This window comes from Pseudoalteromonas sp. M58 (assembly GCF_042604605.1).
Taxonomy (GTDB): domain Bacteria; phylum Pseudomonadota; class Gammaproteobacteria; order Enterobacterales; family Alteromonadaceae; genus Pseudoalteromonas; species Pseudoalteromonas tetraodonis.
Window position 1 is genome coordinate 516,359 of record NZ_CP152391.1, and the last position, 16,083, is coordinate 532,441.

General features: G+C 40.2%; 13 protein-coding genes. 5 read left to right on the forward strand and 8 right to left on the reverse strand.

Annotated elements, in window-relative coordinates:
• Positions 1 to 49: 49 nt before the first annotated feature.
• Positions 50 to 1,558 carry a GGDEF domain-containing protein gene (locus tag AAGD16_RS17585; protein ID WP_013463272.1) on the reverse strand — a complete coding sequence of 503 codons (1,509 nt, stop codon included), beginning with the start codon at positions 1,556 to 1,558 and terminating at the stop codon, positions 50 to 52.
• 225 nt (positions 1,559 to 1,783) lie between these two features.
• Between AAGD16_RS17585 and AAGD16_RS17590 the strand changes: the two genes are divergently transcribed.
• Positions 1,784 to 3,574 carry a M61 family metallopeptidase gene (locus tag AAGD16_RS17590; protein WP_377115497.1) on the forward strand — a complete coding sequence of 597 codons (1,791 nt, stop codon included), beginning with the start codon at positions 1,784 to 1,786 and terminating at the stop codon, positions 3,572 to 3,574.
• 159 nt (positions 3,575 to 3,733) lie between these two features.
• Positions 3,734 to 5,905 (forward strand): S46 family peptidase, encoded by a 2,172-nt coding sequence (locus AAGD16_RS17595; RefSeq protein ID WP_016899731.1) that lies wholly within the window; start codon positions 3,734 to 3,736, stop codon positions 5,903 to 5,905.
• 1,044 nt (positions 5,906 to 6,949) lie between these two features.
• On the opposite strand, the gene AAGD16_RS17600 is transcribed toward AAGD16_RS17595, so the two are convergent.
• On the reverse strand, positions 6,950 to 7,843 hold the full coding sequence (locus AAGD16_RS17600; protein WP_350314660.1) for a response regulator: 894 nt from the start codon (positions 7,841 to 7,843) through the stop codon (positions 6,950 to 6,952).
• Positions 7,844 to 7,941: 98 nt separating this feature from the next.
• Between AAGD16_RS17600 and AAGD16_RS17605 the strand changes: the two genes are divergently transcribed.
• A complete protein-coding gene (locus tag AAGD16_RS17605) occupies positions 7,942 to 8,742 on the forward strand; it encodes a hypothetical protein (protein WP_013463275.1) in 801 nt (266 codons plus the stop codon).
• A 1,156-nt stretch (positions 8,743 to 9,898) separates the two neighbouring features.
• On the opposite strand, the gene AAGD16_RS17610 is transcribed toward AAGD16_RS17605, so the two are convergent.
• Both AAGD16_RS17610 and AAGD16_RS17615 read right to left on the reverse strand, forming a co-directional pair.
• Positions 9,899 to 10,147, reverse strand: coding sequence for a hypothetical protein (locus tag AAGD16_RS17610; protein ID WP_377115502.1), 249 nt, complete (start codon positions 10,145 to 10,147; stop codon positions 9,899 to 9,901).
• Between the two features lie 79 nt (positions 10,148 to 10,226).
• Positions 10,227 to 11,078, reverse strand: coding sequence for a hypothetical protein (locus tag AAGD16_RS17615; protein ID WP_013463279.1), 852 nt, complete (start codon positions 11,076 to 11,078; stop codon positions 10,227 to 10,229).
• 342 nt (positions 11,079 to 11,420) lie between these two features.
• On the opposite strand from AAGD16_RS17615, the gene AAGD16_RS17620 reads away from it, so the two are divergent.
• Both AAGD16_RS17620 and AAGD16_RS17625 read left to right on the forward strand, forming a co-directional pair.
• Positions 11,421 to 12,692 (forward strand): O-acetylhomoserine aminocarboxypropyltransferase/cysteine synthase family protein, encoded by a 1,272-nt coding sequence (locus AAGD16_RS17620; RefSeq protein WP_368485747.1) that lies wholly within the window; start codon positions 11,421 to 11,423, stop codon positions 12,690 to 12,692.
• Positions 12,693 to 12,760: 68 nt separating this feature from the next.
• The gene (locus AAGD16_RS17625; RefSeq protein WP_377115507.1) at positions 12,761 to 13,420 is read left to right on the forward strand and encodes an NADPH-dependent FMN reductase; all 660 of its coding nucleotides are present in this window, start codon (positions 12,761 to 12,763) and stop codon (positions 13,418 to 13,420) included.
• Between the two features lie 16 nt (positions 13,421 to 13,436).
• Here AAGD16_RS17625 and AAGD16_RS17630 read toward each other — a convergent pair whose 3' ends face one another.
• The 4 genes from AAGD16_RS17630 to hisF form a co-directional block, all read right to left on the reverse strand.
• Positions 13,437 to 13,625: a DUF1289 domain-containing protein gene (locus tag AAGD16_RS17630; RefSeq protein ID WP_016900157.1), complete on the reverse strand. Its 189-nt coding sequence runs from the start codon at positions 13,623 to 13,625 to the stop codon at positions 13,437 to 13,439.
• 14 nt (positions 13,626 to 13,639) lie between these two features.
• The gene (locus AAGD16_RS17635; protein WP_028834563.1) at positions 13,640 to 14,155 is read right to left on the reverse strand and encodes a hypothetical protein; all 516 of its coding nucleotides are present in this window, start codon (positions 14,153 to 14,155) and stop codon (positions 13,640 to 13,642) included.
• A gap of 423 nt (positions 14,156 to 14,578) precedes the next feature.
• A complete protein-coding gene (gene hisIE / locus AAGD16_RS17640; protein ID WP_013463284.1) occupies positions 14,579 to 15,193 on the reverse strand; it encodes a bifunctional phosphoribosyl-AMP cyclohydrolase/phosphoribosyl-ATP diphosphatase HisIE in 615 nt (204 codons plus the stop codon).
• Entirely contained in the window at positions 15,187 to 15,963 is a 777-nt protein-coding gene (gene hisF, locus AAGD16_RS17645; protein ID WP_033103129.1) for an imidazole glycerol phosphate synthase subunit HisF, read from the reverse strand. Before hisF ends, hisIE begins: the two co-directional genes overlap by 7 nt.
• Positions 15,964 to 16,083: the final 120 nt, after the last annotated feature.

Genomic DNA, 16,083 nt, shown 5'->3' on the forward strand with positions numbered 1-16,083 from the left:
AATTTACTGCGTAATTATGCCTTGTACTCAAAGGTAGAAATGCATAACACTATTTACTAATGCACAGACGATCCCGGCCTGAATTTTTAGCATCGTATAAAGCTTGATCGGCTCTATCAAATGCTTTTAGAGGGGTATCACCCTCTTTAAATTGGGTTGCGCCTAGCGAAACAGTAATTTCAATTTGTTTGTCTTTAAATTTAAACGGTATCTTTTTAATAGACTGTCTTAATTTATTGAGGTGCGCTGTCGCGTTTTCAAGTGAAGTGCGTGGCATTAATAGCACAAACTCTTCGCCGCCATAGCGTGCAATAAAATCTGATTGCCTAATCGACTTTTGCAGCGCTTTGGCAATAACTTGTAAAGTAATATCGCCCGCAGTATGGCCAAATCGATCGTTGATTGATTTAAAATGGTCGACGTCTATAACAACTAGCGTTATGTCTGACGGTTGTTCGTTAAATAAATTAATTTCGTGGTTGTAACGCTCATCAAATGCCGCGCGATTAGGCAGTTTTGTCAGGCTGTCGAGTAAGCTTTTAAATCGTTGCTCATTTAAACGTTTTTTATAGTTACTGACTTTGTTTTCTAAGCTATTAATTCTTTCATTTATTTGCGTAAAGCTGGCAACTAAAATTCTGCGATCTTTTTGTTCGAGTTGCTCTTTTTCTAAAATATCTGCACTGAGTGAGCGTAACTCGTTTTCAACTAGCTGCTTTAACGCTGTGATTGAGGTCGCATTTTTTGTTTGTGTATTTAAACTTTCTAGCTTTTCACCAATGCGTTGATTTATTGAGTCAAATTCAACATTCATTGATTCAGAGTGTTCACTGGTTGATACCAATGACCGATGCAGCTCTTCAAGTGTTTGGTTTAATGAAGCTAAAAAGCTTTGCGCTGATTCACGTTCAACGTGAATACTTTTAACAATTAAAGTAATCACATCTATTGCGGCATCAAGTAGCTGGTCAACGGCTTTATTTTTAGCAATGCGTTTTTTTATTAAATACAGTGATTCGTTGGCTTCTTCTTCTAGTACGAGCTCACTAACTAATTTAAACAGCTTTTCAGTGAGCACACTTAGATTGGGTGGTTCAAAGGTATTATTGCTTTTAGCAATTAAAGCTTGATGATAAAAGGTGATCAATTGGTTTAATATTGGGATAAACCCATGCACCGATTGTATATCGTCAAGTTGGTTATCTAATAAATGACGCAGCGTTCTGCGGGTTTCGTCAGGCAGGCCTTTCGTTTGTTGTAACTGTTTTCCTGCATTTTGTACGCTGGTGAGAAGATCACGTTGATGCGCTAGTTGAATCGCTTCCTGATTTTTTAGCAAGGCCAAAATATCATCTACCAAAGGAGAGAAGTCTTCAAAATCCATTCCTTTGTTTAATGCGCTACGGAACTTTGCTAGGCGGTTATCAAGCTCAATATCAAGTCCTTTACAGCTTAAAGATAACTTAGCCGCAAAGTTAGAAAGGGTGTCAACTTGATGTTTACGAGCGCTTTCTATTACTTTTCTACTGTCAATTGCTTGTTTTAGTTTTTGTTCCACCGTATTGGAGCTCCTAGACACCTACACACCATTATTTTAATACCTTTATTGGTTTAGTTTACAACAAAAACATATTAATAGTAGGTATGAGATCAAAAACTTAATGTTTTTAGCAACAAAATACGAACGATCTTAAATATAAGTGTATTTATCGCTTTTAATTCACTTTTAAAATGGGTCTTGTTAACCTTGGCACAACAATACGTTATATAAAAAAGAGCCTTTATGAAAAAGCTACTTGCCTTATCAATTTTAGCTGCCTGTTCAGCACCGGTATTTGCCGACGTTAATTACGCTTTAAACATTTCTCAGCCAGAGCATCATTTAGGTGATGTGAACGTAGAATTTCCTAAAACGGCGCAGTCTTTCTTAGATGTGAAACTTCCAGCATGGCGCACTGGTCGTTATGAAATTTTAAATCTTGCCAATGGCGTTCGCTACTTTAAAGCCAGTGATGATGAAGGTAATGCATTAAAGTGGGAAAAGATTGACCACAGCACATGGCGCGTTCATTTAAATGAACCCACTGAAGTAAATATAGATTACCAAGTGTATGCCAATGAGCTAGGTAAGCGCGCCCGCCATATTGACGACAGCCATGCCTTTATTGATGCGTCAGGCTTTTTTATGTTTAGCGAATCATTTCGCCAAGAGCCAGTAACGGTTGAATTAAACGTCCCTAAAGCATGGCGCTCTGTGTCAGGCATGGAAAATTATAAAAATAAGCACAGCTTTAAAGCCAGTGACTACGATGTATTAGTTGATTCGCCAATCGAAACCGGTATTAACGAGCTACGCACTTTTGAAGTTGATGGTCGTGAGTACGAACTGGTGGTATGGGGTGAGGGCAATTACGATATTGAACTGATGCTAACCGATTTGAAAAAGCTAGTGGCTACCGGCAATGTGATTTGGGACAGCTACCCTTATGAACGTTATGTATTTATGGTACATGCTACATCAGGCGCAAGCGGGGCAACTGAGCACTTAAACTCAACGATTATTCAGCGCCCACGCGACCGCTTTGCTAAACGTGAAGACTATTTAGGTTTTATAAGTACTGCAGCTCATGAGTTTATTCATACTTGGAATGTAAAAGCGTACCGTCCTAAAGGGCTTGCGCCATATGACTACACTAATATTAATTATTCAAAATTGCTATGGATAGCAGAGGGCTCTACCAGCTATTTTGAAGATCATTTATTAGTGCGTTCGGGTATTCAAACTAACGATGAGTTTTTTAAAGTATTAAGCAAAACCATTAACCGCCACCTCACTACCCCTGGGCGTGAAGTACAAAGTGCCAGCGAAACCAGTTTTGATAAATGGATAAACCAAGGCGGCGATCACGCACGTAACTACAGCACTAATATTTACCTTGAAGGTTCATTATTGTCGATGGCGTTAGATATCGACCTACTTGAAAATAGCCAAGGTAAAATTAGCTACAGAGATGTACATAAAGCGCTTTATAAACAGCATAAATTACCGGCAGGGTTTACTGAGCAAGACGTACTGGCTATTTTAAAACAACTATCAGGGCGTGATTACAGCGCGTGGTGGCAGGCAAATGTTAGCTCACCAGCCAACCTTGATTTTGATGCACTGCTAGCAAAAGTAGGTTTAAGCTTAGAGTTACCAGAAAAAGCCAAGGCCACACCAAGCTTAGATGCATTTACTAAAAATACTGGCGAGTTACTTACGCTTACCCATGTACGCCGCGATGGTGCAGCATGGCAAGGCGGCTTAACCACCGACGATAAACTCGTCGCTATTAATAAAAAGCATGTAGGTAAAGACTTAACAGCCAGCCTAGAAACCTTTAAAGCAGGCGACAAAGTTACTGTTGATTTTATTCGTCGTGATGCATTAATGTCGACTGAGCTTGTGTTGTCTGAAGACTTCGAAAAACCTAAAAAAGTGGTTGCGAATAAAAATGCAACTGATGAGCAAAAAGCATTATTTAAAGCATGGATGGGTGTAGCGCATCCAAATGATGTGAAAAAAGACGACTAACATCGTATATCATATTGTTTAAAAAGGAGCTTAGGGTACAAACCCTGAGCTCCTTTTTTGTTTATTGGGCGCTATATTGTAACAATTTATCTCAGCGCAGTTGACCTTACTCATACTTAATGAGTAATCTGCAGGTTCAATAATAAAAGGGATTCTATAATGCGTTTAAAACCTCTTGTTGCCACTTTGGTAGCAACCTGTTCACTGGCACTTTCTTCTGCGGCCAATGCCGATGAAGGTATGTGGCAACCTCATCAGCTACCAGAGCTGGAATCAATTTTAAAAGCCAAAGGCCTTGAAATCAGTGTTGATTCAATTTCAAAATTAACCGAATTTCCAATGAATGCGGTTATTAGCTTAGGCGGATGTACAGCCTCGTTTGTTTCGCCAAAGGGCTTAGTTGTTACTAACCATCACTGTATTTATGGCTCAGTGCAATATAATTCAACGCCTGAAAACAACATACTTGAAAACGGCTTTTTAGCAAAAACACCGGCTGAAGATTTACCTGCTGCGCCAGGTTCACGTGTGTACGTTACAGAAACAGTGACCAACGTGACTGATAAAGTAATTAGCGGCACTAACGAGCTAAGTGCAAAAGCACGCTACGATGCGTTAGAAAAAAATCAAAAAGCCCTCGTTGCAGAGTGTGAAGCTGATGCTAGCTACCGTTGTAATGTATATTCGTTTCATGGTGGTTTAGAGTTTTACCTTATTAAATCGCTGGAAATTAAAGATGTACGTTTAGCGTATGCACCTGCTATGGGCGTAGGTAAATACGGTGGCGATATCGATAACTGGATGTGGCCGCGTCACACAGGCGATTTTGGTTTTTACCGCGCCTATGTAGGTAAAGACGGCAAACCAGCAGAATACAGCGAAGACAACGTACCGTACGTGCCTGAGTCTTACTTAAGTGTAAGTGCTAAAGGCGTACAAGAGGGTGATTTTGTCATGGTTACTGGCTATCCAGGACGAACCAATCGTTACCGTATTGCGGCAGAAGTCGATTATGTATTTAACGACAGCTACCCTAAAGCGCGCATGCACAATACTAAATACGTGTCATTAATTGAAGAAAACTCAGAAGATGGCAGTAAAGCGCGTATTGCTTACGAAAGTACCATAGCTGGTTATAACAACTACATTAAAAACTATGGCTCGATGATCGAAAGCTTTAAAAAAGGCACCATGTTCGAGCGTAAAAAGCAGTTTGAACAAGAACTTACAAGCTGGATAAACAGCGATAGCGAACGTAAACAGCGCTACGGTAACGTACTTAATGAGTTATCAGCACTTGTTGCACAATCGCAAGAGCACAGTGAGCGCGACCGTATGGTAGGCTATGTTCACCGTTCACAAATGATCAGCACGGCACGTCGTTTATACCGTTTAGCTTATGAAAAACAAAAGCCAAATAGCGAGCGTGAATCGGGTTATCAAGAACGTGATTTACCGCGTATTAAATCGGGTTTAGAGCGTATGTCTCGTCGCTTTGACGCAAACGTAGATAAAGCTATATTACTGCACTTTTTAGAGCAATATGCAGCATTACCTAAAGCAGAGCGTTTTAGTGAAATTGATAAAGCCTTTGCTTTAGAAAATGGGTTTGATAAAGCAAAACAAAGTGCATTACTTGATGAAATGTACGCTAAATCAACGCTTGATAACGAAATTGTACGTAATTCATTATTTGAGCAAACGCTTAGCCAATTAAACCAAAGCCAAGACCCATTCATGCAGTATGCAAAAGCCATATTCACGGTAATGAAAGCTGAGGAAGATAAGTCAAAAGCCCTTGCAGGTAAGTTACAAGCCGCTCGCCCAGAGTTAATGAGTGCGATTATTGCCTTTAATAAAGCGCAAAACAAACCGGTTTACGCCGATGCAAACAGCACATTACGTGTAACTTACGGCACGGTAGGCGGGTATTCTCCGCAAGATGGTTTAGTGGCCACGCCGTTTACCTCACTTGAAGGGTTGCTTGCTAAAAACACCGATGTTGACCCATTTAATGCGCCTAAAAAGCTGCAAGAGCAAATTAAAGCGAAGCTTTATGGTGATTACACAGGTGGCATGAATACCGTACCGGTTAACTTTTTATCAAACGTAGACACAACTGGCGGTAACTCAGGTTCACCAACACTAAATGGTAAAGCTGAGCTGGTGGGTTTACTGTTTGACGGTGTGTACGAAAGCATTATTGGTGATTGGGATTACAACCCAGAGCTAAATCGCTCAATCCATGTGGATTCACGTTACATGCTGTGGGTTATGGATAAAGTAGATAACGCACAAAACTTATTAGACGAAATGAAAATCGTAAAATAAGAAGCAGTTAAAATAACAAAAAGGCGCTTACCTTAACCGGAAACGCCTTTTTTTGTTTAAACATTTTTGATTAATTTAACTTAGGGTACGGGCTACGGGCTACGGGCTACGGGCTAAGAGCTACGGGCTTCGGGCTAAGAGCTACGGGCTAAGAGCTACGAGGTTCGGGTTGCGGGGGGAGCTAATTTGTTTTAGCAGTAAGTATCTTTAGTAGCAGCGATTTTATATCGCGTCAGAGTTAAGCCTAAATAAGTATTTACCACCGAGAACACAGAGTTAACAGAGAAATACTTAAAAGATATGAATCCATCTCTGTGCAGCGCAAAGCGCCTCGGGATTCTCTGTGGTGAAAAAACTCTTTTTAGCAGTAAATGTCTTTCGTAGCAGCGACTTTATATCGCGTCAGAGTTAAGCCTAAATAAGCATTTACCACCGAGGACACAGAGTTCACAGAGAAATGCTTAAAAGATATCAATCCATCTCAGTGCAGCGCAAAGCGCCTCGGGATTCTCTGTGGTGAAAAAACTGTTTTTAGCAGTAAATGTCTTTCGTAGCAGCGACTTTATATCGCGTCAGAGTTAAGCCTAAATAAGCATTTACCACCGAGGACACAGAGTTCACAGAGAAATGCTTAAAAGATATCAATCCACCTCTGTGTAGCGCAAAGCGCCTCGGAATTCTCTGTGGTGCAAAAATTGTTTTTATCAGTAAATGTCTTTTGTAGCAGCGATTTCATATCGCGTATTTATGGACATTAGCATTTTACTCGCGCCTCGTAGCCCTCACTTCTCTTTGTAGAATACGGTCTTTAAGTGATTTATGCACAAAGAGGGCGAAGAGACGCTGCGCTTACAGAGGAAGGTATAAAACAAGGTTGTTTGGTGGTTTAGGTTACTAATTTACTGCTCATTCACTTCTCTTTGTAGAATAAGGTTTTTAAGTGATTGATTTACCATGAGGGTGCAGAGACGCTGCGCTTTTGTAGGAGCAGGGTGTTTTTAAATATAAACTTTTTAATAATGGTAAATACGTGCGTTTAATTTACTAAATGCCAACCAACATGATTTTACCTTGTGCCATGCCCTCAAGCTGACAACTAAAATCAATGCGCTTTTCAGCAGGTGTTTTATACAGCAAAGTGAGTTTACGAAAAGGCGTGGTAATCACTTTGACCGTTTTGATTTGTAAACTAACGCGTGTTCGTTTGTCTAAAAAGGCAAAAGCCGTTTCCGTTAACGCTTTTTTACATGCGCTTAATGCTGTATTCGTTACAACGCCCGATAATATTGAGTTACTAATATCTTCAGCCGACAAGCTGCTATAGCCACTTGCCATTACGCAGGCAGCATAAATATCAAGTATGGCAATGGCACGCACTTTTTGACTTTTTGGATCCTCATAAACAGCCATGACGCAGGGGACTTTAGACTCATCAAATACCTGCGGTTGAATTGTGTTTACGATTAAGGACTGACTTATATGTTTATGAAACAAACGTTCTAATTGCGACAGTTTTGGTAACGCTAAATCACTGTTTAATTCAATTTCATCAGGGATGATTTCGTTATTTTCAACAAGCTGTACTAAAGGCAATAATTTATCGTGTAGTTGCGCGTCGGTGAAAGGTTTTGATAAAACAAAAGATGCACCAAAGCTAATAGCTTCTTCAATTTGAGACTTTTCATCAACAGTGGTCAGCATTGCTACTATTATATTAAGTTGCCTTTGCTTTATTGCACGTAATAACGTAACTCCACACATATCAGGCATATGCCAGTCTGTAAGGACAATATCGGGGTGCCAACTACCAATCAGCGTTAACGCAGATTTAGCATTGCTAGCTTTTTCTATTAATAACTTTCGATAGCCAAATTTTTCCAACCCTCGGCGTACTATTTCGAGTGTTGCATGGCTGTCATCCACGATAAGTATTTTCACGCATGTTACTTTTTTTTAAATGTTGTTGTTATTATGGCAGATTTTTTTGACAGCGCTAAACTCTAGTAAATAAACACTTAATTTAAGATAATTTAATAATGCCATATGCCGTTTTTCCGCCAGAGGTTTATCATTATATTGCTATAAATTTTGGGCTACTTATTTTAGCCGCGTGGTTTTATATTCTTTTATTGATACTCAGAGAGTTTAGGGCTTTTGCGTTGAGTATGGTTAAAAGTAACGGCACAATGGATGATGCGACGTTAGCTATGTGCAGAGAGTCTGTTGACAATGCCATGAGCTATGTTAACGATAATCGAAAAACTATCGCTGAGTTAATCAGTGTACAAATGCTGTTACAACAGCAATTAACAGAGGTTACTTCATCAACCAAAGATCATGTTACCGAAAAAGAACAACAGCTAATTGATGATCTCAATAAAAAATTAAAACGCTCGCATCAGTTAATTCGCAAACTAAAAGGGGATCTCGATAAAAGTGTTGAAAAATTAAAAGTGACCCGTCAAAAGCTCTATGCACAATATGATGCAGTGACTGTGCTTCAAGAAGAAAAAGACCAGCTACAAGCAGATTATGAAGCGCTTAAAACCGCAAGCGAAAATAGTGATAAAACATCAAGCGCAGATACATCCTCAACGCCCGATCAAACAAGACTACTTAACACTTTAAACGAATATAAAAGGCAAATTGCAGAGCAAGACCAACTACTACAGCAATTGCAGTTACAAACAGACGGGCCAGAAAGTAGTGAGGAGTTAGACACACTAAAGCAAGAGCTAGAAAAAACACAGTACGCACTTAAACACCTTACAAAAGAAAAAAAATTCATTGAAGGGCGCTATTTAGAAATGATGAAAAATAGCCAAAAACCAAGTTAGCCAACGATTTTTTTCAGTCTGAGCCAGTACACGTTATGCCTGTGTTTTCTGCTCATTCACTTCTATTTGTAGAATAAGACCTTTTAGTGAACGTAAAAAAGCCATATATTGCCCTGTAGCAGCGATCTCACATTGCGCCAGAGTTAAGCCTAAATAAGTATTTACCACCGAGGACACAGAGTTCACAGAGAAATGTTTAAAAGATATCAATCCACCTCTGTGTAACGCAAAGCGCCTTGGGATTCTCTGTGGTGAAAAAACTGTTTTTTACAGTAAATGTCTTTTGTAGCAGCGATATCATATCGAGCCAGAGTTAAGCCTAAATAAGTATTTACCACCGAGGACACAGAGTTCACAGAGAAATGCTTAAAAGATATCAATCCACCTCTGTGTAGCGCAAAGCGCCTCGAGATTCCCTGTGGTGCAAAAATTATTTTTATCAGTAAATGTCTTTCGTAGCAGCGATTTCATATCGAGCCAGAGTTAAGCCTAAATAAGTATTTACCACCGAGGACACAGAGTTAACAGAGAAATGCTTAAAAGATATCAATCCACCTCTGTGTAGCGCAAAGCGCCTCGGGATTCTCTGTGGTGCAAAAAATTGTTTTTATCAGTAAATGTCTTTAGTAGCAGCGATTTCATATCGCGTATTTATGGGCATTAGCATTTTACTCGCGCCTCGTAGCCCGAAGCCTCCCATCCACTTCTCTTTGTGTAATAAGGTCTTTAAGTGATTTATGCACAAAGAGGGCAGGAGACGCTGCGCTTTTAGAGGAAGAGATAAAACAAAGCTGTTTTTAGCTAGTCACTACCATATAGTGCAACGTTATCTTTGCTGAGTATGTAAGGTGACGATTTATAGTAAACAAAGAACCAGCCTAATATGGCTAATATTACGCCTAAACCATATTTGCTAAAAATTGGAATATACATTATCAATGTAAACACGACTGCCGAATACAATAAAAATATAGCCCAAAATAATTTTGAGCTGATAAGTTTCAATCTCAACTGACAATTGGCACATTTAAAGTAAAACGGGAATGCAGATAAATAAAGGCTGAAAACATCTATTTTATGTTCACAGCGAGGACATAGACTCATAAATTTCCTTTTACTTTTAACATATTTTGTTAAAGCGCTTGTTATGTTTACACTACTTCCATGGAATCCATGATTTTGGCGCATGACCTGTTACCGCAACTTTTAAAAATAATAGGAAACAATAAGGAGCTGATAGCATACCGAATACAGCCCTAAAATCTAGATTATCAAAACTGACATTACCCCGTTCAAAGAATGCAATTAGTAAACTACTAAACGCAATAAGTGCGCAAATGATAAATATTATTGCTAAAGAGCGAATAAATAAATTAACTTTTTCACCGTTCCATGGTGCTTGCATAATACCTCCTTGTAGACATAACGTTGCTATTAAGTGGAAAATAATGGTTGGCGTATAATCGCGAAGCGATGGCCAACTGTTATTTTTCCACTTGAATGCCCTTGTTAGGCATTTTTCTAAGTACATTTAGGGTTCGTTTTACTTTAAGTTGTGCTTCATGAAGCCAACCACCATCTCGGTTTAAGTACACATCAAAATTTTCAAGTAGAGATATTAATTCATCTTTGTTTTTCAAACCTAAAGCAACTTTATCAGAGGCGTTGTTAATGCCCTTTGTTGATAAGTTCCCTTTAGGTGGGATATCAACCTCTAGAAAGTGGTAGCCATTAACAAGCTCGATAGCGGATAGAACAGCAATATCAACTAAATGTTGGGGATCAGATGCCACACCAATTTTACTTCGGAAAATTGAAGCGATTCTTGGTTGTAGGTATTCAATATATGAAACATGGGAACTAGAATCATTTTGGTGTGGAGGAGCACCACTACGATCATCATAGGGAAAAGATCTTGTATATGCAGAAGTGATTAAAGACATTGCCATCAAACATTCTTCGTCCAAAAACAATTGATGCTTGTATAACAGACTTTTAAATTCTCGATACCCTTCAAATGGTACAGGTTCATATAACCCTTCGTCTGGATCATAGTGCTTCAACCAATCAGTATTCACTTGAGCTATTTTCGTTATCAAAGCGGCGAACGCATCTCTTTGGTGATCAAAGAACAATGATGTACGAAGTTGAGAAACTTGATTTTCATGTTTAATACCCTCAACTTTCGAGTTCAACTCTGTTTTATAGCTTTCGAGTTTTTCTGCGTACTCATGCTGAATGGATTGTTTCAACCTTTCAGATATCCACCCTTTAGCTAACCAAACTAATACGGCACCACTCAAACCACCTGATAATATACTGAGTATATATTCCACATTTACTCCTAATATTGGTGCCACTATTGTGGTTAACACTGATGCCTAACAATTTAATAGTGCGCTCATCGCGCATATTCATACCAGCGCTGCGCTCATTTTCTTTTACATATAGTTTTAACAAATTACCTAACATATTACTATTACTAAGTTTTTATTGTGTTTAATAAATACTTAGAGGAGTAATATGCGCGATTGGCTCATTTTCTTGAATATATGGGCGATCGGTAGAATTAGATACAGCATCCAATCAAATTACTTCAACATTCTTTAGTATATTTCATGTGCATTTTGTAACCATTAAATGCTACGTTAGATGTAACTATATTGAAGGAATAAATTATGAAACTTGAGTCTTTAGCGTTGCACCATGGTTATGAATCTGAAGCCACGACTAAATCGGCAGCGGTGCCGATTTATAACACCTCTTCGTACACCTTTGATAATACGCAGCATGGTGCTGATTTATTTGATTTAAAAGTGCCGGGTAATATTTATACTCGCATTATGAACCCGACCAATGCGGTGCTTGAGCAGCGTATTGCGGCGATGGAAGGCGGCATTGGTGCGCTGGCGGTGGCCTCGGGTATGGCGGCCATTACTTATGCAATTCAATGTTTATGTGAGGTGGGCACTAATATTGTGAGCACTAGCCAAGTATACGGCGGCACTTATAATTTATTTGCTCACAGCTTACCGCGCCAAGGTATTGAAGCACGAATGATAAAAGCCGATGATTTTGACGGCTTTGAAAACGCCATTGATGAAAACACCCGTGCGGTTTTTTGCGAATCAATTGGTAACCCAGCTGGGAATATTGTCGATATTGCTCGCCTTGCGAAAATTGCCCACAGCAAAGGGGTGCCTTTAATTGTAGATAACACTGTGGCTACGCCGTATTTATGTCGCCCATTTGAGTGGGGTGCCGACATTGTGGTGCACTCACTAACTAAATACATTAACGGCCATGGAACCGCTATTGGCGGCATGATTGTTGATTCGGGCAAGTTTGACTGGAAAGCCAATGCCACCCGTTTTGCGATGATGAATGAGCCTGATCCGTCATACCATAATGTAGTGTATACCGATGCGTTTGCTGAGGCGGCGTTTATTGGACGTTGTCGCGTTGTACCCCTTAGAAATACCGGTGCGGCGCTTGCGCCTAAAAACGCCTCTGATATTTTAATTGGCCTTGAAACGTTAGGGCTAAGAATGGATCGCCACTGCGAAAACGCGCAAAAAATTGCTGAATACCTAGAGAGCCACCCTAAGGTGCTGTGGGTTAATTATGCGGGATTAAAATCAAGCCCGTATAACGAAATAAGCCAAAAAATTACCAATGGTAAAGCGTCAGGTATTTTAAGTTTTGGTATTGCCGGTGGCCTTGAAGCCGGTACGCGGTTTATTGATGCTCTAAACATGATTTTACGTTTGGTTAATATTGGCGATGCTAAATCGCTGGCGTGTCATCCAGCATCTACCACTCACCGCCAATTAAATGATGAAGAACTGGCCAATGCGGGCGTTAGCCGCGATTTAATTCGTTTATCGGTGGGTATTGAAAACATTGACGACATTATTGCCGATATAAGCCAAGCGCTTGATAAGGCCTAAATTGTACAGTAAATACCTCAAACTTTTTTGAGGTATTTATTTTTGTAATCAAAAAGGAGTGCCGATACATGAAATTTTTAATTTTTCTCGGTTCGGTTAGAAAAAGTAGCCCACCTAAGCCTGCTCGTTTAGGGCAAAGGGTAGCAAAAGCATGTGAGCGTTGTTTGCTTGAGCATTACTCTGAGCATGAAATAGAGCTTATTGATCCGCTCGATTACGATTTAGACCCTGTGTTTAAACCGCACTTTGCCTATACGCAGGCTGAGGTACCTAAACAACTTGATGATTTAGCAGCAAAAATTAAAGCCAGCGATGGCTTTGTTATGGTGAGCCCTGAATATAATCATTCGATGAGTCCGGCACTTGCTAATTTGCTAAACCATTTTGGTAGTTCTTTATTTGGCTATAAACCCAGCGCAATTGTAACCTATTCTGCAGGGCAGTGGGGCGGCGTGCGCGCTGCTGTTGGCATGCGCAGCTTTTTAAGTGAACTGGGCTGTTTGCCGGTATCAGCAATGATCCATGTACCAAAAGCGCAGGATGTGTTTATTGAAAGTGGTGACGCAAATAATGCGGCAGAGCAAACATCATGGGATAGCTATTTTTCGCGCACCTTTAATCAATTAATTTGGTGGGCAGAAGGTGCTAGCAAACAACGTGAAGCGTTAGACCCTAAGCGATTAAGTAAAGACTTTAAACGTGACCCATCACAACGTAATGCGCCTTAATGGTTATAAATTTAAGCTAGTCTTTTTTGGCATCTTCACGAGGGGAGGCCAATATAGCTTGCTTTTGCTCATCGGTTAAAATAATCCAGTCGAATATTTCGTCACTTGTGCGCCCGCACCCAGTACAGTAGCCATTCATTCTATAACATTCACCGATACAGTCTGTTTTTAAATGAGTGGATTGTTTACTGGGTGTTAGGCGCATACATTCTCTCGTAATTATTTAGTGGCGACGGGCTTTCCTACTTCTAACGAGGTAGACCAGGTTTTAATTTTTGATAAGGTTTTGCTGGTATAAACAGAAATAACCGGCGATTTATCATCAAGTACAAAGGTGGTGCGCAGAGAGGTTTCCGACTCTTTTTGTGTTTCTAACCAGTTGCTATTTTTTGTTAGACATTGGCGAGTGAGCTCAACGGCTTGTTGATGCATGGCAACGGCTTGTTGTTGGTCTTTGTAGTTTTCTTGACAGCGATAGGTCACGGTTTGATTGTTAAAGCTGGTTACTTGGCAGTTATTGCCAAATACGTTGTACTTTGCGCTCCACACATCTAAATAAGGTGTTTTTACTTTGGTGTCTTTTAACGCTGCAAAGCGATTGTCATAGGCGGCAATCAGCCCATCCATTTTTTCGCAGGGAGTTAGGTTATCTAGTTTAGCTTTTTGTTCAGTGGTTAAACTGCTACAGCCAGATAAAATTAGGCCAGTTAATACCAGCGATATATAGGTTTTCATAATGCGCTATCCTTTTGTAATAGCTATTCCTTGAACATTAGGGTCTATTGACCTTTCAAGGTTGAATTTGCAGCAGTCTGTTTGGTATTTAGGCAAGGCAGAGCCTATGTAGTGTGGTTATTCCCCATAAATAGGTGATAACGCAGCATCAATGCCAAACAGGCGCTGCCCTTCGGGTTCTGCCTAGGGGCGATTTACTCTTTGTTGCTCGGTTTTGACTTAGCCCACTAGGTTGCAAACCTCGCGCCGCGATTAAACCGCCCCTAGTTTGAACAAATTTTAATCCGCAAAGGTCAACAGACCCTAGTTAAAGAATACCTAAGGGAGGGAGTAAATGCTATTCGCAAGGTGTAATTTAAAGTGAATTTATGGTTTTAACATACTGAGTGCGCCACAAAATGGCGCACACAGTAACAGGCGGTTTTACTTATGACGCCCTTGTAGGCAAGCAACTGCATCGGTGAGCTCTAAGCCTTGACGCTGTAGTAACACAATTAAGTGATACAACAAGTCAGCCGATTCGTTAGTAAGCTCATTGTTGTCGTGTTTCATTGCCGCAAGCGCCACTTCAACGCCTTCTTCACCTACTTTTTGGCAGCTGCGGCTTAAGTCTTCAGCAAATAAAGATGCGGTGTAGCTTTTAGCTGGATCGTCGTTTTTACGTGCAACAATCACATCTTCAAGTTGCGCTAAAAAGCTTAAGCTTGGTTTTGCAGCATCGCCAAAACAGCTTTGCGTGCCTAAATGGCACGTTGGCCCTTCTGGATTTGCCAATACTAAAATTGAATCGTAGTCGCAATCTGTATGCACAGAGACCACGTTTAAGTAGTTTTCTGATGACTCGCCTTTGGTCCATAAACGCGATTTAGAACGCGAATAAAAAGTCACCTTATTACTTTCAAGCGTGACAGCAAGTGCTTCGCTATTCATAAACCCTTGCATTAAAATAACGCCAGAGCGTGCATCTTGAACAATGGCAGGGATCATCTCGCTTTTTGCGAAATCAACTTGAGTTAGGTTTTCTTGCGTTACTAGCATAATCTGGCTGCCACTTGGTTATCTATTAAAAATTGTTTTAGTTCGCCAATGTTAATCACGTTTTTATGAAAAACGCTGGCTGCGAGTGCACCATCTACTTTGCTTTGTTTAAATACATCAACAAAATCTTGCATTGTGCCTGCGCCCCCTGAGGCGATTAAAGGAATGTCGCATAGCTCGCGTATTTTGCTTAGTTGCTCGTTGTCGTAACCATTACGAACGCCATCTTGGTTCATACAGTTTAAAACAATTTCGCCAGCGCCTAAGTCTTGTACCCGCTGAACCCACTCTTGGGTTTTATAACGAGTACGGCTTGAGGCATTAGGATCGCCTGTAAGCTGATACACTAAGTATTCACCGGTTGTTTCATCGTAAAAGCTATCAATACCGACAACCACACACTGCTTGCCAAACTCATCGTGTAACTCTTTTATAAGCTCAGGACGGGCAATGGCAGGGCTATTAATACTGATTTTGTCAGCGCCGCGTTCAAGTACACGCGCTGCATCGGCTACCGATTTAATGCCACCCGCTACACAAAATGGAATATCGATATGGCGGGCAATATTTTCTACCCAATTTACATCGAGTAATCGTTTTTCAACGCTTGCACTGATCTCGTAAAATACCAGTTCGTCGGCACCGGCTTCACTGTAGGCTTTAGCAAGTGTTAAAACATCGCCGACTACCTCATGGCCCTTAAATTTAACGCCTTTAACGACTTGGCCGTCTTTTACGTCTAAACAAGGAATTATGCGTTTTGATAACATGCGCTTACCTCGTTTTTAAAATTCTGGATTGTAATATGGTTATTATTACGTTTGTTATTGGTATAACTCATTAGAAAACACATAGACTGCACTTGATATGTTATATTTTTAATAAAAATG